Source organism: Kitasatospora sp. NPDC091276, from assembly GCF_040684355.1.
Lineage (GTDB): Bacteria > Actinomycetota > Actinomycetes > Streptomycetales > Streptomycetaceae > Kitasatospora.
In genome coordinates, this window is the sequence record NZ_JBFBFU010000014.1 from 131,661 (window position 1) to 157,659 (window position 25,999).

25 protein-coding genes are annotated in these 25,999 nt (G+C 73.7%); 9 read left to right on the forward strand and 16 right to left on the reverse strand.

Annotation, left to right across the window (positions count from 1 at the left end; translation table 11 throughout):
- Positions 1-1,137 precede the first annotated feature (1,137 nt).
- The gene (locus tag AB0O19_RS19575; RefSeq protein ID WP_363620984.1) at positions 1,138-2,973 is read left to right on the forward strand and encodes an ABC transporter ATP-binding protein; all 1,836 of its coding nucleotides are present in this window, start codon (positions 1,138-1,140) and stop codon (positions 2,971-2,973) included.
- Positions 2,974-3,039: 66 nt separating this feature from the next.
- Here the strand turns inward: AB0O19_RS19575 and AB0O19_RS19580 are convergent, their stop codons facing one another.
- Together AB0O19_RS19580 and AB0O19_RS19585 are read right to left on the reverse strand one after the other, a co-directional pair.
- Positions 3,040-3,459: a hypothetical protein gene (locus tag AB0O19_RS19580; RefSeq protein WP_363620986.1), complete on the reverse strand. Its 420-nt coding sequence runs from the start codon at positions 3,457-3,459 to the stop codon at positions 3,040-3,042.
- A 237-nt stretch (positions 3,460-3,696) separates the two neighbouring features.
- Positions 3,697-5,079: an amino acid permease gene (locus AB0O19_RS19585; protein WP_363586029.1), complete on the reverse strand. Its 1,383-nt coding sequence runs from the start codon at positions 5,077-5,079 to the stop codon at positions 3,697-3,699.
- Positions 5,080-5,480: 401 nt separating this feature from the next.
- Here AB0O19_RS19585 and AB0O19_RS19590 point away from each other — a divergent pair, with 401 nt between their 5' ends.
- Complete coding sequence (locus AB0O19_RS19590) at positions 5,481-5,705, forward strand: hypothetical protein (RefSeq protein ID WP_363585984.1); 225 nt, start codon at positions 5,481-5,483, stop codon at positions 5,703-5,705.
- An 82-nt stretch (positions 5,706-5,787) separates the two neighbouring features.
- Here the strand turns inward: AB0O19_RS19590 and AB0O19_RS19595 are convergent, their stop codons facing one another.
- Entirely contained in the window at positions 5,788-6,738 is a 951-nt protein-coding gene (locus AB0O19_RS19595; RefSeq protein ID WP_363620988.1) for a deoxyribonuclease IV, read from the reverse strand.
- Between the two features lie 336 nt (positions 6,739-7,074).
- Here AB0O19_RS19595 and AB0O19_RS19600 point away from each other — a divergent pair, with 336 nt between their 5' ends.
- Positions 7,075-8,148, forward strand: coding sequence for a right-handed parallel beta-helix repeat-containing protein (locus tag AB0O19_RS19600; RefSeq protein ID WP_363620990.1), 1,074 nt, complete (start codon positions 7,075-7,077; stop codon positions 8,146-8,148).
- 98 nt (positions 8,149-8,246) lie between these two features.
- The gene (locus tag AB0O19_RS19605) at positions 8,247-9,278 is read left to right on the forward strand and encodes a methyltransferase (RefSeq protein WP_363620992.1); all 1,032 of its coding nucleotides are present in this window, start codon (positions 8,247-8,249) and stop codon (positions 9,276-9,278) included.
- Between the two features lie 69 nt (positions 9,279-9,347).
- Here the strand turns inward: AB0O19_RS19605 and AB0O19_RS19610 are convergent, their stop codons facing one another.
- The 9 genes from AB0O19_RS19610 to AB0O19_RS19650 all read right to left on the reverse strand — a co-directional run bounded on the left by AB0O19_RS19610 (position 9,348) and on the right by AB0O19_RS19650 (position 16,525).
- Positions 9,348-10,046 carry a class F sortase gene (locus tag AB0O19_RS19610; RefSeq protein WP_363620993.1) on the reverse strand — a complete coding sequence of 233 codons (699 nt, stop codon included), beginning with the start codon at positions 10,044-10,046 and terminating at the stop codon, positions 9,348-9,350.
- A 168-nt stretch (positions 10,047-10,214) separates the two neighbouring features.
- Positions 10,215-10,808 carry a hypothetical protein gene (locus AB0O19_RS19615; protein ID WP_363585989.1) on the reverse strand — a complete coding sequence of 198 codons (594 nt, stop codon included), beginning with the start codon at positions 10,806-10,808 and terminating at the stop codon, positions 10,215-10,217.
- A gap of 511 nt (positions 10,809-11,319) precedes the next feature.
- A complete protein-coding gene (locus AB0O19_RS19620) occupies positions 11,320-11,640 on the reverse strand; it encodes a TcmI family type II polyketide cyclase (RefSeq protein WP_363621073.1) in 321 nt (106 codons plus the stop codon).
- A 5-nt stretch (positions 11,641-11,645) separates the two neighbouring features.
- A complete protein-coding gene (locus tag AB0O19_RS19625) occupies positions 11,646-12,101 on the reverse strand; it encodes an SRPBCC family protein (protein ID WP_363585990.1) in 456 nt (151 codons plus the stop codon).
- A gap of 1 nt (position 12,102) precedes the next feature.
- A complete protein-coding gene (locus AB0O19_RS19630; RefSeq protein ID WP_350879137.1) occupies positions 12,103-12,366 on the reverse strand; it encodes an acyl carrier protein in 264 nt (87 codons plus the stop codon).
- A 34-nt stretch (positions 12,367-12,400) separates the two neighbouring features.
- Positions 12,401-13,642, reverse strand: coding sequence for a beta-ketoacyl synthase N-terminal-like domain-containing protein (locus AB0O19_RS19635; protein ID WP_363620994.1), 1,242 nt, complete (start codon positions 13,640-13,642; stop codon positions 12,401-12,403).
- A gap of 5 nt (positions 13,643-13,647) precedes the next feature.
- Complete coding sequence (locus AB0O19_RS19640; protein ID WP_363620996.1) at positions 13,648-14,904, reverse strand: beta-ketoacyl-[acyl-carrier-protein] synthase family protein; 1,257 nt, start codon at positions 14,902-14,904, stop codon at positions 13,648-13,650.
- Positions 14,901-15,326 carry a cupin domain-containing protein gene (locus tag AB0O19_RS19645; RefSeq protein ID WP_350879141.1) on the reverse strand — a complete coding sequence of 142 codons (426 nt, stop codon included), beginning with the start codon at positions 15,324-15,326 and terminating at the stop codon, positions 14,901-14,903. The genes AB0O19_RS19640 and AB0O19_RS19645 overlap by 4 nt, the downstream gene beginning before the upstream one ends.
- 32 nt (positions 15,327-15,358) lie before the next feature.
- Positions 15,359-16,525: a SchA/CurD-like domain-containing protein gene (locus AB0O19_RS19650; protein WP_363620998.1), complete on the reverse strand. Its 1,167-nt coding sequence runs from the start codon at positions 16,523-16,525 to the stop codon at positions 15,359-15,361.
- A gap of 302 nt (positions 16,526-16,827) precedes the next feature.
- Between AB0O19_RS19650 and AB0O19_RS19655 the strand changes: the two genes are divergently transcribed.
- Positions 16,828-18,453: an FAD-dependent monooxygenase gene (locus tag AB0O19_RS19655; RefSeq protein WP_363620999.1), complete on the forward strand. Its 1,626-nt coding sequence runs from the start codon at positions 16,828-16,830 to the stop codon at positions 18,451-18,453.
- 103 nt (positions 18,454-18,556) lie between these two features.
- Here AB0O19_RS19655 and AB0O19_RS19660 read toward each other — a convergent pair whose 3' ends face one another.
- The 3 genes from AB0O19_RS19660 to AB0O19_RS19670 all read right to left on the reverse strand — a co-directional run bounded on the left by AB0O19_RS19660 (position 18,557) and on the right by AB0O19_RS19670 (position 20,248).
- Positions 18,557-19,480 carry a serine/threonine dehydratase gene (locus AB0O19_RS19660; protein WP_363585996.1) on the reverse strand — a complete coding sequence of 308 codons (924 nt, stop codon included), beginning with the start codon at positions 19,478-19,480 and terminating at the stop codon, positions 18,557-18,559.
- A gap of 139 nt (positions 19,481-19,619) precedes the next feature.
- A complete protein-coding gene (locus AB0O19_RS19665; protein ID WP_363585997.1) occupies positions 19,620-19,946 on the reverse strand; it encodes a hypothetical protein in 327 nt (108 codons plus the stop codon).
- Positions 19,943-20,248, reverse strand: a complete 306-nt coding sequence (locus AB0O19_RS19670) for an SAV_915 family protein (RefSeq protein ID WP_363585998.1) — start codon at positions 20,246-20,248, stop codon at positions 19,943-19,945. The genes AB0O19_RS19665 and AB0O19_RS19670 overlap by 4 nt, the downstream gene beginning before the upstream one ends.
- A gap of 236 nt (positions 20,249-20,484) precedes the next feature.
- On the opposite strand from AB0O19_RS19670, the gene AB0O19_RS19675 reads away from it, so the two are divergent.
- The 4 genes from AB0O19_RS19675 (at position 20,485) to AB0O19_RS19690 (ending at position 25,292) form a co-directional block, all read left to right on the forward strand.
- Positions 20,485-20,913, forward strand: coding sequence for a helix-turn-helix domain-containing protein (locus AB0O19_RS19675; RefSeq protein ID WP_363621001.1), 429 nt, complete (start codon positions 20,485-20,487; stop codon positions 20,911-20,913).
- Positions 20,914-21,007: 94 nt separating this feature from the next.
- Positions 21,008-21,364: a DUF4180 domain-containing protein gene (locus AB0O19_RS19680; RefSeq protein WP_363586000.1), complete on the forward strand. Its 357-nt coding sequence runs from the start codon at positions 21,008-21,010 to the stop codon at positions 21,362-21,364.
- 165 nt (positions 21,365-21,529) lie between these two features.
- Positions 21,530-23,752, forward strand: a complete 2,223-nt coding sequence (locus tag AB0O19_RS19685) for an NADP-dependent isocitrate dehydrogenase (RefSeq protein WP_363586001.1) — start codon at positions 21,530-21,532, stop codon at positions 23,750-23,752.
- Positions 23,753-23,996: 244 nt separating this feature from the next.
- Positions 23,997-25,292 carry an RICIN domain-containing protein gene (locus AB0O19_RS19690; RefSeq protein WP_363621002.1) on the forward strand — a complete coding sequence of 432 codons (1,296 nt, stop codon included), beginning with the start codon at positions 23,997-23,999 and terminating at the stop codon, positions 25,290-25,292.
- A gap of 29 nt (positions 25,293-25,321) precedes the next feature.
- On the opposite strand, the gene AB0O19_RS19695 is transcribed toward AB0O19_RS19690, so the two are convergent.
- Positions 25,322-25,954 (reverse strand): YdcF family protein, encoded by a 633-nt coding sequence (locus tag AB0O19_RS19695; RefSeq protein ID WP_363621003.1) that lies wholly within the window; start codon positions 25,952-25,954, stop codon positions 25,322-25,324.
- Between the last annotated feature and the right edge of the window lie 45 nt (positions 25,955-25,999).

Consider the following 25,999-nt stretch of genomic DNA (forward strand, 5'->3'; position numbering starts at 1 on the left):
CCAGGGAACGGGGCATCCCGGACGAGGACTCCTGTGACGAGGACTCCTGCGACGAGGAATGCCGCCCCGTAGCCGCGATACCGGCGGGGCCACCGAGGAGCCGAGCAGCACGGGCAGCCGGCGGGCGGGCCGGGGAGTGGGCCGGGGAGTGGGCCGGGGAGTGGGGCGAGGGTGCCGCTGATGGTGGCGCCGTCACCCGAACGCAGTCGCTTCGGGTTCTCGTGGGCCCCGGAGTCGCCCGGAAGGCGGCTGCGGGGCGCCTCCTCAGGGCGGACTCGCCGTGGCGCAGGCGGCGCCGGGGCCGCGTTCCGGTGGTTCCCGCGGGGCTCGACGCGGGGGCTCGCCTCTCGCCGCGCGGGGGTGCGCACCCCCGCCCCGTCGGTCGGCTGCGCCATCCGGGTAGGCGTCGGCGGGCGGGGTCGGCGGCCCGGGCGGGGGTCTTCGAGGAGGGGGCGCGAGGGCCGGGGGCTCGTGCCGACGCCGTCGTCGCGGGGGCCTGCGGTCGACCGGTGGGCGGCGGCGCCCGGTGCGCGGGTGCGGCTGTTTCGAGACGCCGGACGAACGGCACTTGACGGCGGGTCAGTCGCCGAACCGGCCGGGCGGCTGCTCGCCCGACCCGGCTCGTCGGGGGGCCGGTCGGGAGGGCCGGATCCGGCCGCCGGGGCGGGGGTCGGGCGGCCGCGTCCGGTGGCCCTTCGCATGCCGAGGACCGGTCGCGGTTGCGGTCCAGAAGCTGCGAGCGGGGGCGTCAGGCGGATACTGGAGATGTGAGAACGGCTCTGGCAGGCACATCCCTGACGTGCCCGCCGCTTAGGGCTGTCTCACGGCAACGGCAGTCTCTGTCGTGCTCCCCGGGTCCGCGCCGTCGGCGTCGGCCGTGGACGTGCGGCGTGCCAATGCAAGGGAAGAAATGGAGTCGTGATGAGTTACTTCAACCGCAGGGACCGCGGTCGCGGACGTGAACGTGACCGTCGCCGCCGTCGCCACGGCCGCCGTCGTCGGTTTGGCTTCTGGTGACAGATAAGGGCGGTCCGGGCTGTGCTTAACAGTCCGGCATGACACCCATCCCTGGGGCCGGCGGTATCACCGCCGGCCCCTCATCCTGAGTGGGGTTCCTCCATGCACGGTGCGACGCCCATGGGGGGTCCGGAGGACCGGGCAGCCGACCGGGCCATCGACCAGGGGCCGGTGGCGGACTCGCCCGCCATCTCGCTGCGCGAGCTGTTCCGGCGGTTCTGGCCGTGGGTCAGACCGGACTTGCGCTGGCTGCCGCTGAGCGCGGTGCTGCTCGTGCTCGGCGCCTTCGGCGAGGTCGTCTCGGTCTGGATGTTCAAGGACCTGATCGACGAGGTCCTGGTGCCTCGGCACTTCGCCGAGTTCTGGCCGCTCGGCGGCACGATGCTCGCCGCGGCCGCGGCGGCGGCGCTGTTCACCTTCGCGGGCACCTACACCGGCACCTGGATCGCGGAGCGGTACCTGCTCCGGCTCCGTACCGGCACACTGGCCCATCTGCACAGCCTGCCGCCCGACACCCTGGAGACCCGCTGGCGCGGCGACCTGGTGGCCCGGATGACCGCCGACATCGCGACGATCGAGCAGATGGTCGCGACCGGCCTGGTCGAGGGCGCGGTGGCCTCGGTCAGCCTGGTGCTGTTCGCCGGCGCGGCGTTCTACCTGAGCTGGCCCCTCACCCTGGCGGCGCTGATCGTCGCGCCGCTGTTCATCCTCACCACCGGTTTCTTCGGGCGCCGCATCCGCATCCGGGAGCGGCAGGTCCAGCGCCGCGCCGGCGGCGTCACCGCGCTGCTGGAGGAGACGCTGCGCAACGTGGTGGTCACCCGCACCTGCGGCCAGGAGGAGCGCGAGGTCGAGCGGGTGCACCGCGAGGGAAAGGCCCTGCTGGACGCCGAGCTCTCCGCCGCCCGGATGTCCGACCTCTACCAGCCCCTCCTCAACGTCCTCCAGATGCTCGCCGGTCTGGTCGTGGTGGGCGTCGGAGCCCTCCAGGTGATCCACGGCGGGCTGAGCCTGGGTGGTCTGCTCGCCTTCGCCGCCTTCATGGCGCAGTTGTTCGAGCCGATCCAGCAACTCGCCGGGCTCGTCCCGCTCGCGGGCGCGGCCTGCGCCTCGGGCGAGCGCCTGCTGGAGATCCACGACCTGTCCAGTCCGGTCCGGGAGAGCCCCGCCGCGCGGGACGCCGGCGCGGTCCGCGGCCGGGTCTCCTTCGATGGCGTCCACGTCGCCTACGCCGGCAGCCACGACGCCCCGGTGCTGTCCGACGTCAGCTTCGACGTCAGTCCCGGCAAGGTCCTGGCCGTCATCGGCCCCAGCGGCAGCGGCAAGTCCACGCTCGCCAAGCTCCTGGTCCGCTTCCTGGACCCGCAGGCCGGTACCGTCCGCCTCGACGGCACCGACATCCAGGACCTGACCATCGCCTCGCTGCGTGCGGCGATGAGCTTCCTGCCCCAGCAGGCGCAGCTGTTCCACGCGACCATCCGGGACAACATCGCCTACGGCAGGCCCGACGCCCCGCAGGGTGACATCGAACGCGCCGCCCGCAGCGCGGGCGCCCACGGCTTCATCACCGCACTGCCGCAGGGGTACGGCACGGTCATCGGCGACGAGGGCTTCCAGCTCTCCGGCGGGCAGGCCCAGCGCGTCGCCATCGCCCGGGCCTTCCTGCGCGGCGCGCCGGTCCTCGTCCTGGACGAACCCACCACCGGCCTGGACCCGAAGACCGTCCAGCAGCTGATCCCGCCGCTGCGCCGCCTGATGGCGGGCCGCACCACGATCCTGATCACCCACGACCCGGCCTTCCTCCCGCTGGCCGACCACGTCCTCACCCTCCAGCCGCCGGACGCCCCGCGGCCCCGCGCCCGCTTCGCGGAATCGGCCGCCGGGCGCCCGGAGGCCGTCGCGGTGAACGTGTCCGAGGCGCGGCTTCCCGGTGAGCGGGGCCGCGGGCCCGGGTGACCTTCGCCCCCACCCGAACGGCCGGGATCCGCAGGCTGCGGATCCCGGCCGTTCGGGTGCGTGCGGTCAGGAGACGACGATGGTGGTCCGCAGGTAGTAGACGAACGGCGGGCAGACCGAGCCGCGGTCCGGGAAGGCGCACCGCCAGATCCAGGTGATGTCGCTCGTCCCGGCGGTGGCCGCGTTGAAGGTCGCGTGCGCGGTGTTGCCGGGGTCGGTGCTGCCCGAGGTCTGCGGTAGTACCGAGGGCACGGTCGTCGCCGGGACGGACGACAGCCAGGTGACGGTGTAGTCGCGGTAGGGAGGCAGGTCGATCTGGACCACGTCGCCCGGGTGAACCTGCACGGTCTGGCCGTTGGCGGCGGGGCCGAGGACCACGACGTCGGCCAGGGCCGGCCGCGCCGGGGCCGCCGCGGCGGTGGTGACGGTGCCGGCGGTCAGGGCGAGGACGGCGGCGGGGGCTGTCAACAGCCTCAGGATCTTCATGGCACTCCCGGTACTCGAAGGTTCACGGAAACGGAGGTTCGCGCAGAACGGCGGTGCAGGGTGCGGAGGTTCCGGCCTCCCGTCTATCCGGCGCGGGCGGGCCGGCCGATGGCGCGGAGCCGCCCGGGAGGGAAACCTCCGGCCAAGGATGTCCACATCCGCCGCTCCGGGCAAGGTGCGTGACGATCCGTCAGGAACCCGTCACTCCGAGCCGCCGCGGCCCCGGCCTCCGGGCCGTCAGTCCCGGCGGCGGGCCGCCATCCAGACGTAGACCAGGATCCCGGCGAACAGGAACAGCACGCCCTGGTAGACGGCCGCGTAACCGGCGCCGGCCACCAGCCACAGGGAGAAGCCGAAGGCGCCCAGGCCCAGCACCGCGTCCCGGGCGAGCCGACCCCCGGAGACCTTGTCGGGCATGCCGCGCACCAGCCAGTACAGCTGCGCGGCGGTGGAGAGCAGGTACGGGACGGTCGCGGTGAAGGTGGTGACCAGCACCAGGATGTCGAACGCGCCCTTGGCGCCGGTGGCGAAGTTGAGGATGGTCAGCACCGAGGCCAGTGCGACGCTGGTCACGACGCCGAACACCGGGACGCCGCGCCGCTCCTTGGCGAAGGCGGCCGGGAACAGCCCGTCCTTGGCGGCCGCGTACGGCGCCTGGGCGGCCAGCAGCGTCCAGCCGTTGAGCGCGCCGGTCATCGAGACGAGTGCGGCGACGGCGATGGCCGTGCCGCCCCACGTGCCGCCGAACATGGCGTCCACGGCGTCCGAGAACGGCGCGGTGGAGTGGATCAGCCGGTCGTGGGCGACGGTGCCGAAGACCGCGAGCGTGCCCAGCAGGTAGACCACCGCCGCACCGGCCGTGCCGAGCACGCTGGCCCGCCCGACGTTGCGCTCCGGATCGCGGACCTGGCCGGCGCTCATCGCGGCCGACTCCACGCCCAGGTAGCTGAAGAGCAGGATGGCCGCGGCCGCCGTCATCCCGCCGGCCCAGCCGTGCCCGGTGGCGTCGAAGGGGCCCAGGTTGCGCGCGTCGAAGAAGCCCAGGCCGCCCACCGCGACCAGCAGTAGCGGGATGAACTTGAGGACGGTGGAGACGAGTTGGACGGCGCCGACGTAGCGGGTGCCGGCCAGGTTCGCCAGCGCGGGCAGCCACTGGAAGGCCATCGCGGCGGCGATGCTGAGCCCGATGGAGTGGCCGACGGGCAGCAGCACGTCGAGGTAGCCGACGGCGGCGACCGCGAGCGCGGCGTTGCTGACCCAGGTGGTGATCCAGTACGACCAGGCCGACAGGAACCCGGCGAAGTCCCCGAAGGCCTCCCGGGCGTAGACGTACGGCCCGCCGGTGCGCGGGTTGCGGCGCGCGAGCTGCCCGAAGACGAGCGCGAGTGCGATCGCGCCCACGGTCAGGACGACGAAGGAGACCAGGCTGACCGTCCCGTAGGGGGCCACGGCGGCGGGGATCATGAAGATGCCGCCGCCGATGATGTTGCCCATCACCAGGGCGGTGGCGGTCGGCAGGCCGAAGCGGCCGCCCTTGCGGGGCGTCGCGGTGACCGCTTCCGGGGTCTCCGGCGGGCTCGGTCGGGTCGCCTGCCGGGGTGCGGCCGGGCTGGTCTGCATGAGGGTGGTGCGCCTTTCGTGGTCCTGCGCGTGCTCGGTGGAGCCACCGTTCATGCTCGAACCGGGTGGCGTCCTGTACCAAATCGATGGGATTTGTTCAGTCGGCCTGGCATGTCACCGCAAGACTTGCGGTCCCGCGCCGGTCGGACGGGCACTCGTCCTGCGCCGGTCCGGACCGGCCGTTCGGTGTGCGGCCGGGTGTCCGAGGGCGTTCACCCGGGGGAGGGAAGTCGTCACCCGAATGCCTCAGCCGGTTTGCGGCGTGCCGCGGCGCGTGCGCGTTCGTGTGCAAACGTTGGCCCGGCGCTTCCCCCGGTGGGGCGCCGTCCGCCCCGTCCGGTGGCCGCACCGGCCGTTCCGGGAGGCGGATCGAGGACCAGAATCGAACCAGAGGACATCAGATGTCGCTTCGTGGGAAGATCCGCAAGCTCGCCGTGATCGCGGCCGTGGCGGGCGCCGCTGCCTTCGCGGCGCCGGCGCCGGCGATGGCGGCCTGGCACGGGTCGCACTCGTCGACCGGGCAGAGCCTGGAGTCGGGTTCGGCTGGTGTCGGCCTGTTCGGCCCGCACGCCAACTGGCTGAACGTCCACGAGCACACCGAGGACGACTGCATCGGCGACTGCTGACCGACCGGTGAGCCCGGGGGCCGCTGTGGGCCCCCGGGCTCACGGCTGTCCGAGCGGCGGCCCGAGCGGCGGCCCGAGCAGGTCAGGCCGGCCGGGCGGGGGCGGCGGCCCGCTCGCGCAGTTCCTTCAGTACGGCGATGTCCATCGCGTGCCCGGTGCCGTCCCCGCCGTGCTTGCGGTCCGGGGTCTCCACCAGCAGCGGGACACCGGCCGTCTCCGGGTGCTCGAACAGCTCGCGGAACGGTTCCGCGCCGATCATCCCGGCGCCGATGTTGGCGTGCCGGTCCTTGCGCGCGCCGACGACGTCCTCGGAGTCGTTGGCGTGGATCAGCCGCAGCCGGCCCGGCCCGGCCGCCGACGCCAGGGCGTCCAGCGCGGCCGTCACCCCGCCGGGTACGGCCAGGTCGTGCCCGGCGGCGAAGGCGTGGCAGGTGTCCAGGCAGACGCCGACCTTCGGGTGCCCGTCCAGCGCCTCGACGTACTCGGCGAGCTCCTCCAGCCGGGAGCAGAGCGAGCTGCCCTGGCCCGCCGTCGGCTCCAGCAGCAGCCAGGGCGCGTCCTCGCCGAGGGCGTCCAGTTCGTCCAGCAGCGGCCGCACGTCGGCCCGGACCTGTGCCATCGCCTCGGCCCGCCGGGAGCCGCCGCCGGGCGCCGTGCCGACCGCCGACCCGGTGTGCAGGACGACGCCCAGCGCGCCGATCGCGTGGCCGCGGCGCAGCGAGTGCCGCAGCGAGTCGGCCGAGCGCTCGCGGGTGGCCGGGTTGTCCGAGCCGAAGTTGATCAGGTACGGGGCGTGCACCCAGGCGGGGAGTGCCTGCTCGGCGCAGGCCGCCCGGAACTCCTCGTCCTGCGCGGGGTTGCCCGGCGGGGTGGCCCAGCCGCGCGGGTTGGCCACGAACACCTGCACGGTCTCGGCGCCGACCCGGCGCGCGTACGCCAGCCCCGTTCCGGCCAGCCCGCGGGCGGCCACCGGGACGTGGGCGCCGACCGGGTTGCGGAGGGTGCCGAAGGGCGCTGCGGGTGCGGTGGTCATGGCCCCGAGGATGTCACGCCGCCGGCCGGCGGTGGCACGCGGCCCGGCCGGCGGTGCCGGGGCGGTCCGAGGGCGTGCCGTGCGGCGCGGCCCGGAGCGCGCCGCGCCGTACGCGCCACGCCGGGCCGTCCCACCACCGGCCGACGCCCCGTCAGTCCCGCAGCCCAGCCCTGGTGGCGGGCCCACCCGGCGGCCCATAGCGTCGAGTCGGCCGCACCCACCGGCCGTCACCGCCCACGCACACCGCGTAAGAACAGACACCGCGTACCTAGCGCGCCGCCCGGCAGGCTCCGGCCGCACACCGGCGAGCGCGCCGGAAAGAACAGGTCACCACTCATGCCCACGCGACGGGTCCACCACTTCGCCGCGGCCACCGCCGCCGCCACCGCCCTGACCACCGTCCTCGCCGGCCTGGCCGCCGTGCCCGCGGCCCACGCCGCCGACGGCCTGCACGTCGTCCAGCCGGGCGAATCGATTCAGCAGGCCGTCGACGCCGCCCTTCCCGGCGACACCGTCCAACTGCTCGCCGGCACCTACCCCGGCAGCGTCCGCATCACCACCCCGGGTCTCACCCTGCGCGGCGCCGGCGCGGACAGCGTGATCACCCCCGGGGACGGTACCGAGAACGCCTGCGCCACCGCCGGACACGGCCTGTGCGTCGACGGCACCGAGGCGGCCCCGCTGCCGGACGTCACCATCGAGACCCTCGCCGTCACCGGCTTCCGCAAGAACGGCATCGACGCCAGCGGCACCACCGGCCTGACCGTGCGCGACACCTACGTCCACGACAACGCCCAGCAGGGCATTAGCCAGGAGATCTCCACCCGGGCCCGGATCGTCGGCAACCGCGCGACCCACAACGGCCAGTCCGGTGTCTTCCTCGCCAACTACGCCTACCGCGAGGGCGGCGCGCCCGACACCGGGGGCACCGTCGTGGAGGGCAACGAGCTGACCGAGAACCGGGTCGGCGTCACCGTCCGCCGACTGCGCGGGCTGGCCGTCCAGGACAACGAGCTCCGCGGCAACTGCGCCGGGGTCTTCGTGGTCGGCGACGAGGGCGTGCCCCGGGCCGGGGACCTCGACGTGCGCCGCAACGAGGTCGTCGCCAACAACATGTTCTGCCCGGCCAACCCGCGGCTGGGCGCCATCCAGGGCGCGGGCATCGTGCTCACCGGGGTCGAGGACGCCCGGGTCACCGACAACGAGGTCCACGACAACGTCGGCAGCTCGGACTTCTCCGGCGGGATCGTCCTCTTCAAGAGCGTCGTCGGCGTCGCCAACGCCCGCAACACCGTCGCCGACAACCACCTGAGCGGCAACAGCCCGGCCGACATCGCCGACCGCGACACCGGCGAGAACGCGTTCGCCCGAAACACCTGCGCGCGGTCCGAGCCGTTCGGCCGCTGCTGAGCCGCGGCACCCACTCCCGGTACGACCCGCCCCCGGCACGACCCGCCCCCGGCACGCGCCCCCGGCACCCCCGCCCCCGTCGACAAGGAAGACCTCCCATGACGATCGCACCGCCCCCGACTCCCCAGGCCGCGATGCGCCTGCGCGAGCTCGTCTTCGGCGCCGCCTGCGCCGCCGCCGTCCGCGCGGCCGCCCGGCTCGGTGTCGCCGACGTGCTCGGCGACACCCCGACCAGCCTCACCGATCTCGCCGCCGCCCTCGACACCGAGCCCTTGCCGCTGCGCCGCCTGCTGCGCGCGCTCACCTGCTACGGCATCTTCTCCGAGACCTCCGACGACCGCTTCGAGCACACCGAGATGTCCCGCCTGCTGCGCGAGGACGCCCCCAACTCGCTGCGCTACATCTCCCTCTGGTGCACCGAGCCGTGGACCTGGGAGGCCTGGCCCAAGCTGGACGAGGCGGTCCGCTCCGGCCGCAACGTCTTCCCCGAGCTGTTCGGCAAGGAGTTCTTCGACTACCTGCACAGCGACGCGGGCGACTCCGCGAAGGTCTTCGACAAGGCGATGACCACCTCCAGCCGGCAGTCCGCCCACGACCTCGCCGAGTACCTGGACCTCACCGGCGTCGACTCGGTGGCGGACATCGGCGGCGGCCAGGGGCACGTGCTGGCCAGCCTGCTGGAGAAGCACCCGGCGCTGCACGGCACCCTGCTCGACCTGCCCAAGGTGGTCGCCGGCGCCGAACCCCAGCTCCAGGACGGCGGCGCCTTCTCGGCCCGCGCCCGGCTGGTGCCCGGTGACTGCCGGGTGGAGATCCCGGTCCGCGCCGACCTCTACATCATCAAGAACATCCTGGAGTGGGACGACGAGAGCACCCGCCGCACCCTCGCCAACGTGGTCGCCGCGGCCCGGCCCGGCGCCCGCGTCGTGGTGGTGGAGAACCTGGTCGACGACAGCCCGTCGATGCGCTTCACCACCGCGATGGACCTGATGCTGCTGCTCAACGTCGGCGGCGCCAAGCACTCCAAGGAGAGCATGGTGCGGCTGATGGAGGACGCCGGACTGGACGTCGCGGACGTCCACCCGGTCAACCCCTACCTGCACGCCTTCGAGGCCACCGTGCGCGGCTGAGCACCGGCCCCCACGCGAACGACCGCCGTCCCCCCGGGAGTTGGGGGCGGCGGTCGTTCGCGTTGCCGGTCAGGCCGGGTGCGAGGAGTCCAGGTGCGCGAAGACCACCACGTTGTCCGTGTAGTCCTTCTGGCCCTTGTCGTACGCACCGCCGCAGGTGATCAGCCGCAGCTGGGCGTCGGGCGTCTGGCCGTACACCTTGTCGTCCGGGAAGGCGTTCTTGGGGAAGGCCTCCACCGAGTCCACCGAGAACACCGCGACCGTGCCGTCCGCGCGCTCCACCTCGATCTGCTGGTCCGGTTGCATCTGGCTCAGCATCACGAACACCGCCGGGCCCGTGGTGGTGTCCACGTGCCCGGCGACCACCGAGCTGCCGAGCTCGCCCGGGGAGACGCCGTCCCGGTACCAGCCGACCAGGTTGTCGTCGTCCGGCGGCGGCGCGGTGAGCTGGCCCTCCGGATCGAGCGTCAGCTCGGTGAACGGCGCGTCGACGCCGATCTGCGGGATCCGCAGCCGGGTCGGATTGGCGCGGCCCAGCGACGGTGGCGCGGGGGCCGGGTCCTCGGCGGCCTCCGCAGGGGCCTCCGCGGGGGCCTCCGCGGGGGTGGTGGCCGGTGCGGACGGGCGGGGGGTGGCCGGCGCGACGATCGCCGGGGGACGGGTCATGCGGGACGCCGAGTTGGCTCTCGGCGTGGTGTCGACCGAGTTGTACATCAGCAGCAGGCCGACCGCCGCCGCACCGATGCCGGTGCGCAGCAGTCGGGACATTCCAGGGACGGGACCGCCCATCGCTCCTCTTTCTCCATTCCCATGCGCAGCCGGGCCGGTGGCGGCCCGAAAAAGTCCGAAAGGTCCAGAAGGTCCAAAACGACCCGCCGCCCCCGTGCGCGCCGCCCTGGTGGGGAGGCGCGTGGGGGCGGCGTCAGATGCCGGACGTCAGATGGTGGCGCCGGTGTTGCGGCGGTTGCGGCGCAGCGCGTACGCGCCGGCCCCGAGGCCGCCGATCAGCAGGACGGCACCGGAGGCGAGGCCGCCACCGGACAGCGTGGTGCCGGTCTCGGCCACGGCCAGGCCGCCACCGCCGGCGTGCACGCCGCCGTGCGGGCCCTTGCGGCCGTGCTCGCCACCGCGGCCGTGCTCGCCGCCCCGGCCCTCGCCGCCCTTGTCGCCGCCGCGGCCCTCGCCGCCCTTGTCGCCGCCGCGGCCGTGCTCGTCGCCACGGCCTTCGCCACGGCCGTGCTCGTCGCCGCGACCCTCGCCACGGCCGTGCTCGTCGCCGCGGCCTTCGCCGCGGCCGTGCTCGTCGCCACGGCCTTCGCCACGGCCGTGCTCGTCGCCGCGACCCTCGCCACGGCCGTGCTCGTCGCCACGGTCGTCGCCACGGCCGTGCTCGTCGCCGCGGTCGGACTGGTCCTGCGAGGTGAGGCTCTTCGCCTGGTCGGCGGAGCCGTCGGCGAAGGCCATGGGGGTGCCGACGGTGAGAACGGCGGCGACAGCCGCCCCGGCGAGCAGAGTGCGTGCAGAACGCATGAGGTTGATCCTTCCGATACACAGGCCCGCGATCGCCGGCACGGCGCCGGACAAGGGAATTCGTGGGAACTGCGTCTGATTCACCGTCAACCACCGCGACGTCCGCCGCCACCGGAGAGTGGCGACTTGGGTACGGACTGTGCTCGATTCGAGTGGAGTCCCGGCCCGGTTCACCCGGGTGCCCCAGTGAGACGGGTGAAAAGGATTCGCGGCGGTCCGGGCCGAGCCGGTCCTGTGCTGACGGCGTGTCGGGCCCGTTCAGAAGGCACTGACGCCGCGTCGGGCGGGCTCGGATGGTGCTGACGCGACGTCGGGCAGGCCCGGGATGGCACTGACGCCGCGTCGGGCGGCCCGGATGGTGCTGACGTGCCGTCCGGCGGGCGTGGGTGGCACTGACGCCGCGTCGGGCCGGCTCGGGCGGCGCTGACGCCACGTCCGGTCGAGCCGGACGCGCACGTGGGCCCGCCCCCGGCGGATGGCCGGGGGCGGGCCCAGGACGAGCGGGACGGGGTCAGCGGTCCCAGCGGTAGAACTCGTGCGCCATGGCGTCCTTCGGCTCGCGCCAGGTGGCCGGGTCGTAGGCCTGGACGAAGGCGGTCAACTGGTCACTGACGGACCGGAACTCCGGGTGGCCGATGACCTTGGCGACGGCCGGGCCCGGCGGGCGTTCGGCCTCGATGAGGTGCAGGTAGACGTCGCCGAACTGGAACAGGCTGCGGCCGGTGACGCCGATCAGGTGCGGCAGTTCGCCCTGGTCGGACGTGGCGAACACCTCGGCGATGTCCGGTGCGGCCTCGGGCTTCATCCGGGCGACGATCAGGGCGCGGTGCATTCCGGTCACCGCTCCGCCGCCCGCTTCTCGACCTTCTCGCGGATCAGCTCCAGCTGGATCCGGGAGTTGCGGTTGATGTGGTTGACCATGCCGTGGTCGTCGACCGGGGCGGTGGGCTTCATCGCGAAGTCCTGGATCCAGCGCATCCTCGTCCCGGCCGGGACCTCGGCGTACTCCCAGCGGATGTCCATGAACTCGAACGGGCCGGGCTCGACCCGGCGGGCGCGCACCGCGAGCGAGGACTTGTCGGTGGTGCGCTCGGAGACCCAGCTCCACACCTGGCCGTTCTCGTCCGGGTGCATGGTGAGCCGGAAGCGGACGCTGTCGCCGTCGCGCTCCAGCACGTCCACCGAGGCGTACTCGCTGAAGAGGTCCGGCCAGTTCTCCAGGTCGTTGGTGATCTCCCAGACCAGGTCGAGGGGCGCGGCGATGACGATCTCGTTGTCGGTGTGTCCGGGCATCTCAGGCACCAGCTTTCGGGGAGAGGAGGGAGGTGTTGACGAGCTGCAGGAACTCGGCCGGGGTCTTGGCGGACTCGGCGCCCGAGGTGACCTTGAGGCCGTGCCGGTTCTCCAGTTCGCCGACGACGCCGAGCAGGCCGAGCGAGTCGACGCCGAACTCGTCGAACTGCGCGCCCGGGCGCTCCAGGTGCAGCGGGTCGACGGTGACGCCGGCCCGGGCCTGGATCAGGGCGGCCAGCTCGTGATAGCTGAGGGTGTTGCTCACGGGATGTCCCTTCGGTGGAGTTGCGGGTGCGGATTCAGGGCCGGTCTCCGCACCGGAGCACCAGTGCGGAGTTGGAACCCATCAGCCCGCGGCTGAGCACCAGTGCGGTGCGCAGTTCGGCCGGACGGGCGCGGCCGGTCACCAGGGCGAGGTCGTGGCTGACCTCGGTGACGTTCGGGGTGGGCGGCAGCACGCCGTCCTCCATGGCCAGGACGGCGGCCGCCACGTCCAGCATCGGCGCGCCGCAGTAGGCCCGTCCGGTGCCGGACTTGGGGGCGGTGACCGGGACGCGTTCGGCCGCCGGACCGAGCGCGTCGGCCAGTGCGAGCGCCTCGGCCCGGTCGGCGGCCGGAACGCCGAGCGCGTCCGCGAAGACCACGTCGATCTCCTCGGGCGCGATCCTGGCCTCGTCCAGGGCGATGCGGATCGCGGCGGCCAGCCCCTCGCGGGACTCCTCCCAGCGGGAGGCCCCGGTGAAGGTGGAGCCGTGTCCGGCCAGGTGGGCCCGGACGGCGGCGCCGCGCCGCCGGGCCGCCTGCTCGTTCTCCAGCAGCAGCATCGCGCCGCCCTCGGCGGGGGCGAAGCCGCAGGCCTGCGCGGTGAACGGCAGATAGGCCCGGTCGGGCTGCCCGGCGAGGCTGACCTCCGGGTAGCCGAGCTGGCAGACCATCGAGTACGGCGCCAGCGGTGCCTCGGCGGCGCCCGCCACCACCGCGTCGGTGCCGCGCTCGATCGTGCGGGCCGCGTGCGCGAGCGCGTCCAGGCCGCCGGCCTCGTCGCTGGCGACCACCCCGCACGGACCCTTGTAGCCGCCGCGGATCGAGATCTGGCCGGTGCTGGCGGCGTAGAACCAGGCGATGGACTGGTACGGGCCGACGAACTGCGGCCCCTTGCCCCAGAGCTGCTGGAGCTCGCGCTGGCCGAACTCGCCGCCGCCGGAGCCGGCCGCGGTCACCACCCCGACCGCGAAGGGATGCTCGGGGTCGGGGCGGAATCCGGCGTCCGCCACCGCCAGGTCGGCGGCGGCCATCGCGTAGTGCGTGAACCGGTCGGTCTGCACCAGGTACCGGCTGTCGATCGCGGCCCGCGGGTCGAAGTCCCGCACCTGGCCGGCGACGCGCAGCGGCAGCCCGTCGCAGCCCTCGCGGGTGATCCGGTCGAGGACGCTCACGCCCTGCCTGGTGGCCTTCCAGAAGGCGTCGGCCCCAACGCCGTTCGGCGCCACCACGCCGAGGCCGGTGACCACCGCCCGGCGGCCCTGCTGACGTGACGTCATGACACTCACCCCGTTCTGTTGAGCACGACGGCGGACTGGAATCCGCCGAATCCGCTGCCGACCGAGAGGATGTGGCTCAGCGGCAGCTCGCGCGCGGTGCGCGGCACGTAGTCGAGGTCGCACTCCGGGTCCGGAGTCTCGTAGTTGGCGGTCGGCGGCACCACGCCGTGGGCCAGCGCCAGGGTGCAGGCGACCACCTCGATGGCGCCGATCGCGCCGAGCGAGTGCCCGACCATCGACTTGATGGAGCTCATCGGCGTCCGGTAGGCGTGGGCGCCGAGCGAGCGCTTGACGGCGGCGGTCTCGTGCCGGTCGTTCTGCTTGGTGCCCGAACCGTGCGCGTTGACGTAGCCGACGTCGGTGCGGTCCACCCGGGCGTGGGCGAGCGCGTCGTCGATCGCCCGGGACATCTCCAGCCCCTCCTGGGTGAGGCCGGTCATGTGGTAGGCGTTGCCGAAGGTGGCGAAGCCGCCGATCTCGCCGTAGATCCGGGCGCCGCGGCGGCGGGCGTGTTCCAGTTCCTCCAGCACCAGGACGGCGCCGCCCTCGCCGAGGACGAAGCCGTCCCGGTGGGCGTCGAAGGGCCGGGAGGCGTGCTCCGGGTCGTCGTTGCGCTCGCTGGTGGCCTTGATGGCGTCGAAGCAGGCGACGGTGATCGGCGAGATCGGCGAGTCGGAGGCGCCGGCGATGCAGATGTCGGCGCGCCCCTCCTCGACGGCCTGGAAGCCGTAGCCGATCGCGTCGAGGCCGGAGGTGCAGCCGGTGGAGACGGTCTGCACCGGGCCGTGCGCGCCGGTGCGCTCGGCGACCGTGGAGGCCAGTGTGCTGGGCGCGAAGGCCCGGTGCAGCTGCGGATCGGCCCGCTGGTGGTCGACGTCCCAGCGGGCGCCGCCGGAGCTGACCAGGGCGTAGTCGTGCTCCAGCCGGGTGGTGCCGCCGACGGCGGTGCCGAGCGAGACGGCGATCCGCCACGGGTCCTCGGCGGCCAGGTCCAGGCCCGCGTCGGCGATCGCCTCGTCCGCCGCGACCATCGCGAACTGCACGTAGCGGTCCGCCCGCTGGACGTCCGCCGGGCCCAGCCCGTGGGCCGCCGGGTCGAAGTCGACCTCGGCGGCGATCCGGGAGCGGAACCCGGTGGGGTCGAAGAGCGTGATGCCCCGGGTGGCGGTGCGGCCGGCGGTGAGGAGCTCCCAGAACGCCGGGACCCCGACCCCGCCGGGCGCGACGACGCCGATCCCGGTGACGGCGACGCGCCGGGTCACGAGGCCACCTTGGCGTGTTCCGGCGGCCCGGCGGCGCCGGTCTCCTCGGTGTCCACGTGGCCGAGTTCGGGGCGGGGGGCGAGCGGGCCGAGGTGGAACACCATCCGGGCCTCGGTGTCGCCGACGTTGCGGAAGCGGTGGCGCATGTTGATCGGGATCATCAGGCCCTGGTTGGGCCTGATCGGACGGCTCTCGCCGTCCAGGTCCACCTCCAGGTCGCCGCTGACCACGAACACGAACTCCTCGGAGTACGGGTGGTAGTGCTCGCCGATCCGCTCGCCGGGCTGGACGATCGCCAGCCCCATGAACCCGCTGGTCGCCCCGCAGGTGGTCGGGGTGAGCATGGCGCGCAGGTCGCCGCCGCGCCGACGGTTCTCCGGTGCCTCGTCGACGTGCACGATCCGTGGGTACTGCGTGGTCATGGTGTTTTCCTCCGAGAGATGCGGCTGGTTCTTCAGTTGTCCTGCGAGCTGCGGTCGGTGACCGGGTTCATGGCGCGGGCCGCGAGGGCGGCGGCGAGTCCGGTGGAGGTGCGCAGGTCGCCCTGCGGGCCGAGGTCGAGCAGTCGGCCGAGTGCGGCGGCCTCCTGGTCGCCCGCCACGCCGAGGGCGGCCGCCGGGTCGGCCTCGGCCGGCACCCGCAGGTCGACCAGGCGCACCACCACGTCCGCCCGGTGGAACACGGTGCTGGCCGCGACCGGGCCGGTCGGGTCGGCGGTGGCGAGGTTGTCGTAGTCGGCGAGCAGCTCGGCGACGGCCTGCCCCTCGCCCGGGCGGACGGGGTACAGCACGGCGTGCCGGTGCAGCCGGGCGGAGGTCGGGGAGCTGGCGATCGCCTGGTGCTTCGCCGGCAGCGCGGCCCGGGCGAAGAAGGCGCGCGCGGCCTGCGGGTCACCCAGCTGGCGGGCCTCCTCCAGGTACGGGTTGATCGCCTCCTCGACGGCCCGCACCTCCGGCTGCATCGCCACGTGGCGCAGCGCGTCGCCGAGGTTGCCGACCACCTCGACGGCCCGGACCACCCGGTTGCCGTGCATGAACAGCGAGGTGCGGTGCAGCCGGGTGTGCTCGTCCACCTCGGCGCGGGGCGAGGCGTAGCCGGACAGGATCCGGGCCACCTCGTGCTCGCTGCCGGGCTTGACCGTGAAGGTGAGCGCGTGCCGGACCACGCCGTCCGGGCCGGGCTCGGCCTTCGGCGGGCCGACGTGCCCGGCGGGCTCGGTGCGCGGCAGGCCGGGCGGCACCTCCAGGGGGGCCCGGGTGCCGGTGGAGCCGGCCGCCGAGGTCTCGCGCAGGATGCCGTAGCGCAGCGAGCGGAAGTTGTCGCTGACGCAGCCGTGCATCGGCTTGACCATCTCTCGGTGGGCGGGGCTGTCCACCCACTCCAGGAAGGTGTCCTGGTCCTCCCACTCGCTGGTGATCAGCCACTGGCGGGGGTCGTTGATCGACTGGCACAGCTGGTCGCTGACATGGCCGGGCACCGAGGCGACCTGGTGGCGCAGCTGCTCGTAGACGTCGAGGAAGCGCTGCTGGGCGCCGTCCTGGATCTCCAGCATCAGTACCACCCGGAGCCGGGTGTCGGAGTCGGCCTGCTGCTTCCGCTGCGGTTCGGACAGAGTTGTCATGATCCACTTTCTGCTCTGGGCCGCACGTTGCGGGCCGCGGTGGGCCGCGTCCGGGGGGTGCTCCCGGCTTGGGAGGGCGGTGCGACGGCGATCGGCCCGGTCGGTCGGCGCCAGGCCTGAAGTCGATCGTGAGCGGCGTACCGGGGTGCCGCGATATTTGCGGGCCATCCGGGGGAAGAGGCGGCACAAGCACCCTCGGGCGGGGGATGGAAGAGCGGGGCCCCCGGCCGTGCGGCCCCCTCGACGGCGGCCCCGATCCCAGGCGCCGGTCCGCTGAATCCCCTGACAGGGTGGAGCAATTGATGAATCCGAAGGTTGACGACCGGGTGCCGGTCCTGATCGTGGGAGGGTCGCTGGTCGGGCTGTCGGCCTCGCTCTTCCTCGGCCGACTGGGTGTCAGGCACCTGCTGGTCGAGAAGCACGCCGACACCTCGCATCACCCGCGTGGCCGAGGCAACAACGTCCGCACGATGGAGCTGTACCGGGTGGCCGGGATCGAGCCGGCGATCCGCGAGGCGGCGTCGGTCCTCGCCCCGAACCACGGCATCCTCCAGGCGCCCTCGCTGACCGGCACCGAGCAGGAGTGGCTGTTCCGGGAGATCGACCCCGGCGGGCGGCTCGCCCGGTTCAGCCCCAGCTCGTGGTGCCTGTGCAGCCAGAACGACCTGGAGCCGGTGCTGCTGCGCGCCACCCGCGACCTCGGCGGCGACGTCCGCTTCAACACCGAGCTGGTCTCCTTCGAGCAGGACGCCGAGGGCGTCACCTCGGTGCTGCGCAGCCGGGAGACCGGCGAGGAGCGCCGGGTGCGCTCGGACTACCTGATCGCCGCGGACGGCCCGCGCAGCCCGGCCCGCGAGCGCCTGGGCATCGGCCAGAGCGGCCAGGGCGAGCTGTTCCACAACGTCAGCATCACCTTCCGCGCCAAGCGGCTGGCCGACGTGGTCGGGGACCGGCACTTCATCGCCTGCTACCTGACCAACCCGGAGGCGGACGGCGCGCTGCTGCCGGTGGACAACCAGGAGGAGTGGGTCTTCCACGCGCCCTGGCACCCCGAGCACGGTGAGCCGCTGGAGGCGTTCACCGACGAGCGCTGCGAGCGGCACATCCGCACCGCCGTCGGCCTGCCGGAGCTCGACGTCGAGGTGACCGGCCGGGCGCCCTGGCACGCCGCCGAGCGGGTGGCCGAGCGGTACGGCGCCGGGCGGGTCTTCCTCGCCGGGGACTCCGCGCACGAGATGTCGCCGACCGGCGCGTTCGGCTCCAACACCGGCATCCAGGACGCGCACAACCTGGCCTGGAAGCTCGCCGCGGTGCTCTGCGGGTGGGCCGGGCCGGAGCTGCTGGAGACGTACGGGCAGGAGCGCCGCCCGGTCGCGCAGGTGACCAGCGAGCGCGCCTCGGCCCGCTCGGCCGAGCACAGCCACCCCGGGTACGCGGTGGTGCCGGGTGCCGGGCGGCAGACCGGGGTGCTCGGGGTGGCGCTCGGCTACCGCTACCCGGTGGGCGCGGTGATCGGGACGGACCCGGCGGGCGCGGTCGTCCCCGAGAAGTTCGAGTCGGCCGGGGAGCCGGGCAGCCGGGCCCCGCACCAGTGGCTGCTGCGGGCGGGCGTGCGCCTGTCCACGCTGGACCTGTACGAGCAGGCGATGGTGCTGCTCACCGGCCCCGAGGGCGCGGCCTGGCAGGCCGGGGCGCGGCGGGCGGCCGACCGGCTGGCCGTCCCGTTGGACGCCTACCGGATCGGCGGCGGCGCCGAGGACGACCTGGCGCCGGAGCCGGGCGCGGACTTCGCGGAGCTGCACGGGATCGGCCCGGCGGGCGCCGTGCTGGTCCGGCCGGACGGCTTCGTCGCCTGGCGCTCGACGGGCGCGGCGGACGACCCGGAGGCGGAGGTCGCCGGGGCCCTGCGGGCGGTGCTGAGCCTGTAGCGCCCGGCCGACAACGGGACCTGCCCGCCGGTTTCCCAACCGGCGGGCAGGTCTTCGTGCTTGACGACGGATCCGGCCAAAGCCGCCGTCCGGGGGCCGTCGGTCAGGGGGTGGCGAGGTCGGACGGGTCGGTGTTGGCGCCGCACAGGAGGACGGCGACCCGCTCGCCCTCCGCGTGGTCGAGGGCCGCCAGGGCGGTGGAGGCCGCGTACTCGACGGCGATGCGGCGGTCCTCCCAGAGCCGGCGGCGGGCACGCACGATGGCCTCGTCGTCGACCAGGACGGACCGGACGCCCTCGTGGCGGGCGGCGTGGACGGCGAGGGCGGTGGCGCGGCGGGCGCCGAGGGCGTCCTGGGCCACGGAGGACACCGGGACGTCGACGGGGTGGCCGGCGGCGAGGGCGGCGTGCAGGGCCCGGCTGCCCTCCGGCTCCACCGCGACCACCCGGACGCCGTGCTCGCGGGCCGCGACGGCCACCCCGGCGAACAGCCCGCCGCCGCCGACCGACACCACCACCGTGTCCAGCCCGGGGACCCGGGCGCGGATCTCCTCCAGCACGGTGCCCGCGCCGGCGGCGATCAGCGGGTGGTCGTAGGCGTGCGAGGCCAGCGCCCCGCTGCCCGCCGCGAACTCCTCGCAGGCCGCCAGTGCCTCCGCGTACTCCCGGCCGACCAGCCGCACGTCGGCGCCGTACGAGCGCAGCCGCGCCAGCTTCACCGGGGAGGCCGTCTCGGGCAGGAACACCGTGGCGCGCACGCCGAGCTCGCGCGCGGCCCAGGCGCAGGCCAGCCCGGCGTTGCCGCCCGAGGCGATGGTGACCCCGGCCTCCGGCAGGGTGCCCGCCTCGGCGTGCGCGAGCAGGAAGTTCTGCGCACCGCGCGCCTTGAAGCTGCCGGTGTGCTGGAGGAACTCCAGCGCCAGCCAGGTCCGCCCGCGGTCGTCCCCGGGGGCGACCGCGACCGGCCGCACCCTCCCGGCGATCCGCTCGCCGGCGGCCTTGACCTCGTCGTACGTCAATCGGTCCATCGTGCCTGCTCCTCAAGCCGGGTGCGTCGCCTCTGGGCTTGACGGTACGTCGCGGGCGCGGGACGAGGAAATGATCACGGTCGGACGGCACCGGGGCGGGGCCCTGGCGCCGTCCGACCGGGGCGCGAGGAGGAGGCCGCTAGGGGACCGGGCGGAGGGTGACGGGTCTGGGGGTGAGGGCGCGCAGCACCAGGTCGATCCTGACCTTGGCGGCCCCGGCGCGCTGGAGGGCGGTGGCGACCGCCCGCAGTTCCTCGGGGCCGGTGCAGGCGAGGCGGAGCTCCAGGTCGGCGTCGCCGGCGAGGGAGAGTCCGCCCTGGACGGCCGGGTGCTCGGCGGCCAGCCGGTCGAAGTCGAGCGGGACCGGCCCGTAGCTGACCCGGGCGAGCGCGTGCAGCGCCCGGGCCGGCTCAGGTGGTTCCGGTTCGGGGTCCGGGTCCTCGGGGACCAGCTGGAGGGCGGTCACCGGTGCTGGAGCTGTGCGGTCGGGACGGGGGCGAGCGGGGCGGCGGGTGCGGTGACGGGCGGGGCGACCAGGCGCGGGTCGAGGACGAGGGTGTCGATGCCGAGCGGGGCGGTGAGCGCGCGCAGGGCGGGTTCACCGAGTTCGGTGAAGGCCTGGTCCGGCCCGAAGAGGGCGGCGAGCGACTCGGGGCTGGAGAAGCCGACGGCGCAGCGGCGGCCGTCGCGCAGGCGGAAGAGGCGGAGGGCGGTGGTGGTGCCGGTACCGGAGACGGTGACCGGAACGTGCCAGACGACGCGGGCCATGCGAGTGCTCCCGGGTGGGGTGGTGGTGCCTGCCGGAACTGCTGCTTCGACGCTAGGCCGGGTTCCGCCGGGCGTCGCCGGTCCTGACGCGGCGTTGACCGAATGGGTGGGTGCGTTGACGCACCCCTGACGGTCGGTTCACCCGAGTGGACTAAACCACTCCCTATCATTACGTAAACATCCCTATCGGATGGTATGTTTCCTGCGGATGAGGGTGTTCGGGAGGATGGTCGCAGGTGGCGCAGTACTACTCGGTGGAACAGGTGGCCGAACTTCTCGGCCTGCACGTGCGCACCGTCCGCGGTTACATCCGCGACGGCCGGCTCGCCGCGGCCAGGATCGGCAAGCAGTACCGGATCGCCCGTGCGGACCTGGAGGCCTTCACCGGTGCCCCGGCCGCCCCGCCCGTACCCGGCGCCGGCGCGCGGCGGGCCGAGGTGTCCGCCGTCGTCCGGATCGAGAACGTCGACCGGGCCGCCGCCGACCGGCTGTCCACCGCCGTTATGGCCGCGATCGCCGGCCCGCGCGAGGGCGGCCGGCCGCTGCACGTCGAGACCGTCCACGACGAGGAGCGGGAGACCCTGCGGCTCGTCGTCCTCGGCGATCCGGCCGATACCGCCGCGCTGCTCGGCATCGTCCACACGATGACCGCGTCCATGCACTGACGCCGGCCGCGTCGGATGGCGTCGGTCACACCGAATCCGCATCGGGATCCGCATCGGGTCCATATCGGATCCACATCGACCAGGGAGAACGGCAATGTCCGAGCAGTACGGCACGACGGTCCTGCGGCTGCCCGCCGAGGGCGCGCCGATCCGCGAGGAGCAGGACGCCATGGACGTGATCGGCGACGCGTTCGGCCGCGGTGCCTCCTGGGTGGTCGTCCCCGTCGCCCGGCTGCACCCGGACTTCTTCACGTTGCGCACCCGGGTCGCCGGCGGCATCGTGCAGAAGTTCGTCAACTACCGCGTCGGCCTCGTGGTCCTCGGCGACATCGCCGACCACGTCGCGGCGAGCGACCCGCTGCGCGACTTCGTCCGGGAGAGCAACCGCGGCCGGCAGCTCTGGTTCCTCGCCGACGAGACGGAGCTGGCGGCCCGGTTCACCGAGGTCTGAGCGTTCTCCGCTTGCCCCGCACCCGCCCCGGGACCACGGTGGAGCTGACCGTCGGCGCGCCCCCGGGGCGCCCGGCGCGCGCTCCGGGGCGGGGGGAGGTGGAGCTAGGGGGTCGTGACGAGATATCTTGACGTCAAGACGTTGGAGACGTGAAGCGGAGTACCGATGACTGACTCGACCATCATCTATACGCACACCGACGAGGCTCCGGCCCTGGCGACCTACTCGTTCCTGCCGGTTGTCCAGGCATACGCCTCGACGGCGGGTGTGCGCGTGGAGACCCGCGATATCTCCCTGGCCGGGCGGATCATCGCGAGCTTCCCGGAGCGTCTCGCCGAGGGCCAGCGGATCGAGGACGCCCTCGCCGAGCTGGGCGACCTCGCCAAGACCCCGGGCGCCAACATCATCAAGCTGCCGAACATCTCGGCGTCCATCCCGCAGCTGAAGGCCGCCGTCGCCGAGCTGCAGGCACAGGGCTACGCGCTCCCGGACTACCCGGACGACCCGCAGACCGACGAGGACAAGGACGTCCGCGCCCGTTACGACAAGGTCAAGGGCAGCGCCGTCAACCCCGTCCTGCGCGAGGGCAACTCGGACCGCCGCGCCCCGGGCTCGGTGAAGAACTACGCCAAGACCCACCCGCACCGCATGGGCGCCTGGTCGGCCGACTCCGAGACCAACGTCGCCACCATGGGCCAGAACGACTTCCGCTCCACCGAGAAGTCCGCCGTGATCGCCGCCGACGGCGCGCTGCGGATCGAGCTGGTCGCCGAGGACGGCAGCGCCACCGTGCTGCGCGAGCGCGTCCCGGTGCTGGCCGGCGAGGTCGTCGACGCCTCGGTGATGCGCGTCGCCGCCCTGCGCGAGTTCCTGACCGCCCAGGTCGAGCGCGCCAAGGCCGAGGGCGTGCTGTTCTCGGTCCACCTCAAGGCCACCATGATGAAGGTCTCCGACCCGATCATCTTCGGCCACGTGGTCCGCGCCTTCTTCCCGAAGACCTTCGCCAAGTACGGCGAGGTGCTGGTCGCCGCCGGTCTGGACCCGAACAACGGCCTCGGCGGCATCCTCAACGGCCTGGACGGCGTGCCGCACCTGGGCGCGGAGATCAAGGCCTCGTTCGAGGCCGAGCTCGCCGAGGGCCCGGCCCTGGCGATGGTCGACTCGGACAAGGGCATCACCAACCTGCACGTCCCGAGCGACGTCATCGTCGACGCCTCGATGCCGGCCATGATCCGCACCTCCGGCCACATGTGGGGCCCGGACGGCCAGGAGGCCGACACCCTCGCCGTGCTGCCCGACAGCAGCTACTCCGGCGTGTACCAGGCCGTCATCGACGACTGCCGCGCCCACGGCGCCCTGGACCCGGCCACCATCGGCTCCGTGCCGAACGTCGGTCTGATGGCCCAGAAGGCCGAGGAGTACGGCAGCCACGACAAGACCTTCGAGATCGCCGCGGCCGGCACCGTCCGCCTCGTCGACGCCGAGGGCAACGTGGTGCTGGAGCAGGCCGTCCAGCCGGGCGACATCTTCCGCGCCTGCCAGACCAAGGACCTGCCGATCCAGGACTGGGTCAAGCTGGCCGTCACCCGCGCCCGCGCCACCGGCGACCCGGCGGTGTTCTGGCTGGACGAGAACCGCGCCCACGACGCCGTCCTGATCGAGAAGGTCAAGAAGTACCTGCCGGAGCACGACACCACCGGCCTGCAGATCGAGATCAAGTCCCCGGTCGAGGCCACCACGTTCTCGCTGGAGCGCATCCGCCGCGGCGAGAACACCATCTCGGTGACCGGCAACGTGCTGCGCGACTACCTGACCGACCTGTTCCCGATCCTGGAGCTGGGCACCAGCGCCAAGATGCTGTCGGTCGTCCCGCTGATGGCGGGCGGCGGCCTGTTCGAGACCGGCGCCGGCGGCTCCGCCCCGAAGCACGTCCAGCAGCTGGTCAAGGAGAACTACCTGCGCTGGGACAGCCTCGGCGAGTTCTTCGCCCTGGCCGCCAGCTTCGAGCACCTGGCCACCAGCACCGGCAACGCCCGCGCCCAGGTGCTGGCCGACACCCTGGACCGCGCCACCGGCACCTTCCTCAACGAGGACAAGTCGCCGAGCCGCCGCCTCGGCGGCATCGACAACCGCGGCAGCCACTTCTACCTGGCCCTGTACTGGGCCCAGGAGCTGGCCCAGCAGACCGCCGACGCCGAGCTGGCCCAGGCGTTCGAGGGCCTGGCCAAGGCGCTCGGCGAGCAGGAGACGACCATCGTCGACGAGCTGATCGCCGTGCAGGGCTCGCCGGTCGACCTCGGCGGCTACTACCAGCCGGACCCGGCCAAGGCCGCGGCGGTGATGCGCCCGTCCAAGACCTTCAACGAGGCGCTCGCCAACCTCGCCTGATCCCAGGGGAGTCGAAGCACCGGGAGGCTCCCGGGTCCGGTACCGGACCCGGGAGCCTCCGGGCTTTCCGGGCGGCCTCCGCGGCCGCCGCGGGGCCAGCGCGGAGGAAGATCATCAACGGTTCGTCAGGGTGCCGTCAAGATCGCGGGTGGTGCCGGTGAGCGGCCCTAGCATCCGGAGGACCGCTCTCCGCTGCGGATCCGCAGACGGACGCCACCTCGCCGAACGATCGGGGCACTTCAGCATGCGCGCTTCCTCCCGCCGGACGACCAGGGTCACCCAACGGGCCGTCGCCGGCACCCTGTTGGCGGCCCTGGCCTCGACCGGCCTGATGGCCGTGCCGCAGCAGGCCTCGGCGGCGACCGACTGCCCGGGCATCGAGCCGGGCGTCGGCGGGCCCGCCAACATCGGCAACGGCAACTGCTACAGCGCGCTGATCAGTTCCATCGGCGCCATGATCGGGGGCTTCCGCAGTGCGGCCCTCACCGCGCAGGCCGACAACGCGGCGTTCACCCAGGGGATGGCCGGCCAACTGAGCGCCGCCGCACCGGGGTTCAACGTGATGGTGTTCAAGTACGACGGCACCGACCTGTACGACACCCTCTGGTTCCGCAACGTCTACGAGGCGGACATGCGCGGGGTGCTGATCGACCAGACCGTCAAGCTGGAGCACCACGACAGCGAGGGCGGCCCGACCGGCTACGACGACTTCCGGATCTGGGTCTTCGCGGGCGAGTCGACCTTCACCAACAAGGGCGACGGCGGCTACGGGAACTGGGCCTTCGTCGGCAGCGACTCGGACCGGACCGTGACCACCTCCCGGTCCTGCGTGCTGATCCGGTGCTACGACAGCAAGCGGATCATCCACTTCCCGGCCCGCGAGATCCCGGCCGACATCGCGGGGACCCCCGGCACCCCGGGCGTCCCCGTCACCCCCGGCATCCCCGGCACGGTGCCGGGCGTCGGCACCGGTGGTACCGCCACCCCGGGTGTCCCGGCCAAGCCCGGTACGGTGCCGGGCGTCGGCACCGGTGGTACCGCCACCCCGGGTGTCCCGGCCAAGCCCGGTACGGTGCCGGGCGTCAGCACCGGCGGTACCGCCACTCCCGGCGTGCCCGCGCACCAGGGCGGCGGTGGCGGCGGTGGCGGCGGTGACGCCGTGACCGGGCTGCTGTACCCCCAGGTGAAGACCGGCCGGGGCCCGGTGGCCACCGGGGTTGCCTCCGGCCCCTCGATCCTCGCCGGCACCAGCGGCCCCAAGAACACCGGCTGGCAGTTCACCGCACTGGGCAACGGCCGCTACAAGATCACCAGCGCCGTGTCCGGCCTCGCGCTGACCGAGAACACCAAGGGCTACGTCGCCGACGCCAAGCCGTGGACCGGCTCCGACGAGCAGAAGTGGCAGCTCGTCGCGCAGGGCGACGGCCAGTACCAGATCCGGATCACCGACCAGGACTGCCTGACCTACGACGAGGACGCCAAGGCCCTGGGCGTCTGGACCTGCAACAGCGGCTGGAACCAGCAGTGGAGGCTCCAGTAGCAGCCGCCGGGCCCGGGGCATAGGTCCGCCTAGCCGAGGAGGGCCCCGGTGCCCGCGAGGAGCAGGAGGGCGGCGGCGTTGGCGCGCGGGTAGGCGAGCGCCGTGCCGACCGCCTCCCGCAGCAGTGCGTACGGGCCGTGGGCGAGCAGTCCGTCCGCGGCGACCACCCGGCCGGGGGCGCCGGCCCGGCGGGCGGCGAGCGCGGTGCGGGCGGTGTGGAAGCCGCTGGTGACGACCGTGCACCGGTAGCCGGGCCGTTCGGCGGCCATCAGCGCCGCGCTGAAACGCAGGTTCTCGACGGTGTTCACGGCCCGTTCCTCGCGCCGGATCCGGTCGGCCGGGACGCCCCGGGCGGTCAGGTAGCGGGCCATCGCGGCGGCCTCGGTGCACTCCTCGTGCGGGCCCTTCCCGCCGGTGACCAGAAGCAGCGGCGTGTGCCCGGCGGCCTCCTCGGCGGCGAAACGTTCCAGCGCGGCGTCCAACCGGGCCGCCAGCGGCGGGGCGGGCTCGCAGCCGTCCAGGGCGGCGCCGAGGACGACCAGGTAGTCCGCCCCGACGGGGGCGGGGCGGCGCCCCTGCCGCAGCGCGCAGCCGAGGAAGCCGAGCAGCCAGAGCAGGACGTACCCGCCGAGCAGGACGGCGACGATCAGCAGAGCGTGCATACCGTCCGAACGTATACGGCGGAACCCCCGTTCCACCGGGGACGG

Coding starts and splice junctions, on each gene's coding strand:
- AB0O19_RS19660 (WP_363585996.1), bottom strand. CDS start 19,480: ATGGACCGATTGACGTACGACGAGGTCAAGGCCGCCGGCGAGCGGATC.
- AB0O19_RS19695 (WP_363621003.1), bottom strand. CDS start 25,954: ATGCACGCTCTGCTGATCGTCGCCGTCCTGCTCGGCGGGTACGTCCTG.
- AB0O19_RS19685 (WP_363586001.1), top strand. CDS start 21,530: ATGACTGACTCGACCATCATCTATACGCACACCGACGAGGCTCCGGCC.
- AB0O19_RS19585 (WP_363586029.1), bottom strand. CDS start 5,079: ATGCAGACCAGCCCGGCCGCACCCCGGCAGGCGACCCGACCGAGCCCG.
- AB0O19_RS19690 (WP_363621002.1), top strand. CDS start 23,997: ATGCGCGCTTCCTCCCGCCGGACGACCAGGGTCACCCAACGGGCCGTC.
- AB0O19_RS19610 (WP_363620993.1), bottom strand. CDS start 10,046: ATGTCCCGACTGCTGCGCACCGGCATCGGTGCGGCGGCGGTCGGCCTG.
- AB0O19_RS19645 (WP_350879141.1), bottom strand. CDS start 15,326: ATGACCACGCAGTACCCACGGATCGTGCACGTCGACGAGGCACCGGAG.
- AB0O19_RS19670 (WP_363585998.1), bottom strand. CDS start 20,248: ATGGCCCGCGTCGTCTGGCACGTTCCGGTCACCGTCTCCGGTACCGGC.
- AB0O19_RS19580 (WP_363620986.1), bottom strand. CDS start 3,459: ATGAAGATCCTGAGGCTGTTGACAGCCCCCGCCGCCGTCCTCGCCCTG.
- AB0O19_RS19655 (WP_363620999.1), top strand. CDS start 16,828: ATGAATCCGAAGGTTGACGACCGGGTGCCGGTCCTGATCGTGGGAGGG.
- AB0O19_RS19575 (WP_363620984.1), top strand. CDS start 1,138: ATGGGGGGTCCGGAGGACCGGGCAGCCGACCGGGCCATCGACCAGGGG.
- AB0O19_RS19625 (WP_363585990.1), bottom strand. CDS start 12,101: ATGCCCGGACACACCGACAACGAGATCGTCATCGCCGCGCCCCTCGAC.
- AB0O19_RS19605 (WP_363620992.1), top strand. CDS start 8,247: ATGACGATCGCACCGCCCCCGACTCCCCAGGCCGCGATGCGCCTGCGC.
- AB0O19_RS19595 (WP_363620988.1), bottom strand. CDS start 6,738: ATGACCACCGCACCCGCAGCGCCCTTCGGCACCCTCCGCAACCCGGTC.
- AB0O19_RS19615 (WP_363585989.1), bottom strand. CDS start 10,808: ATGCGTTCTGCACGCACTCTGCTCGCCGGGGCGGCTGTCGCCGCCGTT.
- AB0O19_RS19680 (WP_363586000.1), top strand. CDS start 21,008: ATGTCCGAGCAGTACGGCACGACGGTCCTGCGGCTGCCCGCCGAGGGC.
- AB0O19_RS19635 (WP_363620994.1), bottom strand. CDS start 13,642: ATGACGTCACGTCAGCAGGGCCGCCGGGCGGTGGTCACCGGCCTCGGC.
- AB0O19_RS19650 (WP_363620998.1), bottom strand. CDS start 16,525: ATGACAACTCTGTCCGAACCGCAGCGGAAGCAGCAGGCCGACTCCGAC.
- AB0O19_RS19620 (WP_363621073.1), bottom strand. CDS start 11,640: ATGCACCGCGCCCTGATCGTCGCCCGGATGAAGCCCGAGGCCGCACCG.
- AB0O19_RS19590 (WP_363585984.1), top strand. CDS start 5,481: ATGTCGCTTCGTGGGAAGATCCGCAAGCTCGCCGTGATCGCGGCCGTG.
- AB0O19_RS19600 (WP_363620990.1), top strand. CDS start 7,075: ATGCCCACGCGACGGGTCCACCACTTCGCCGCGGCCACCGCCGCCGCC.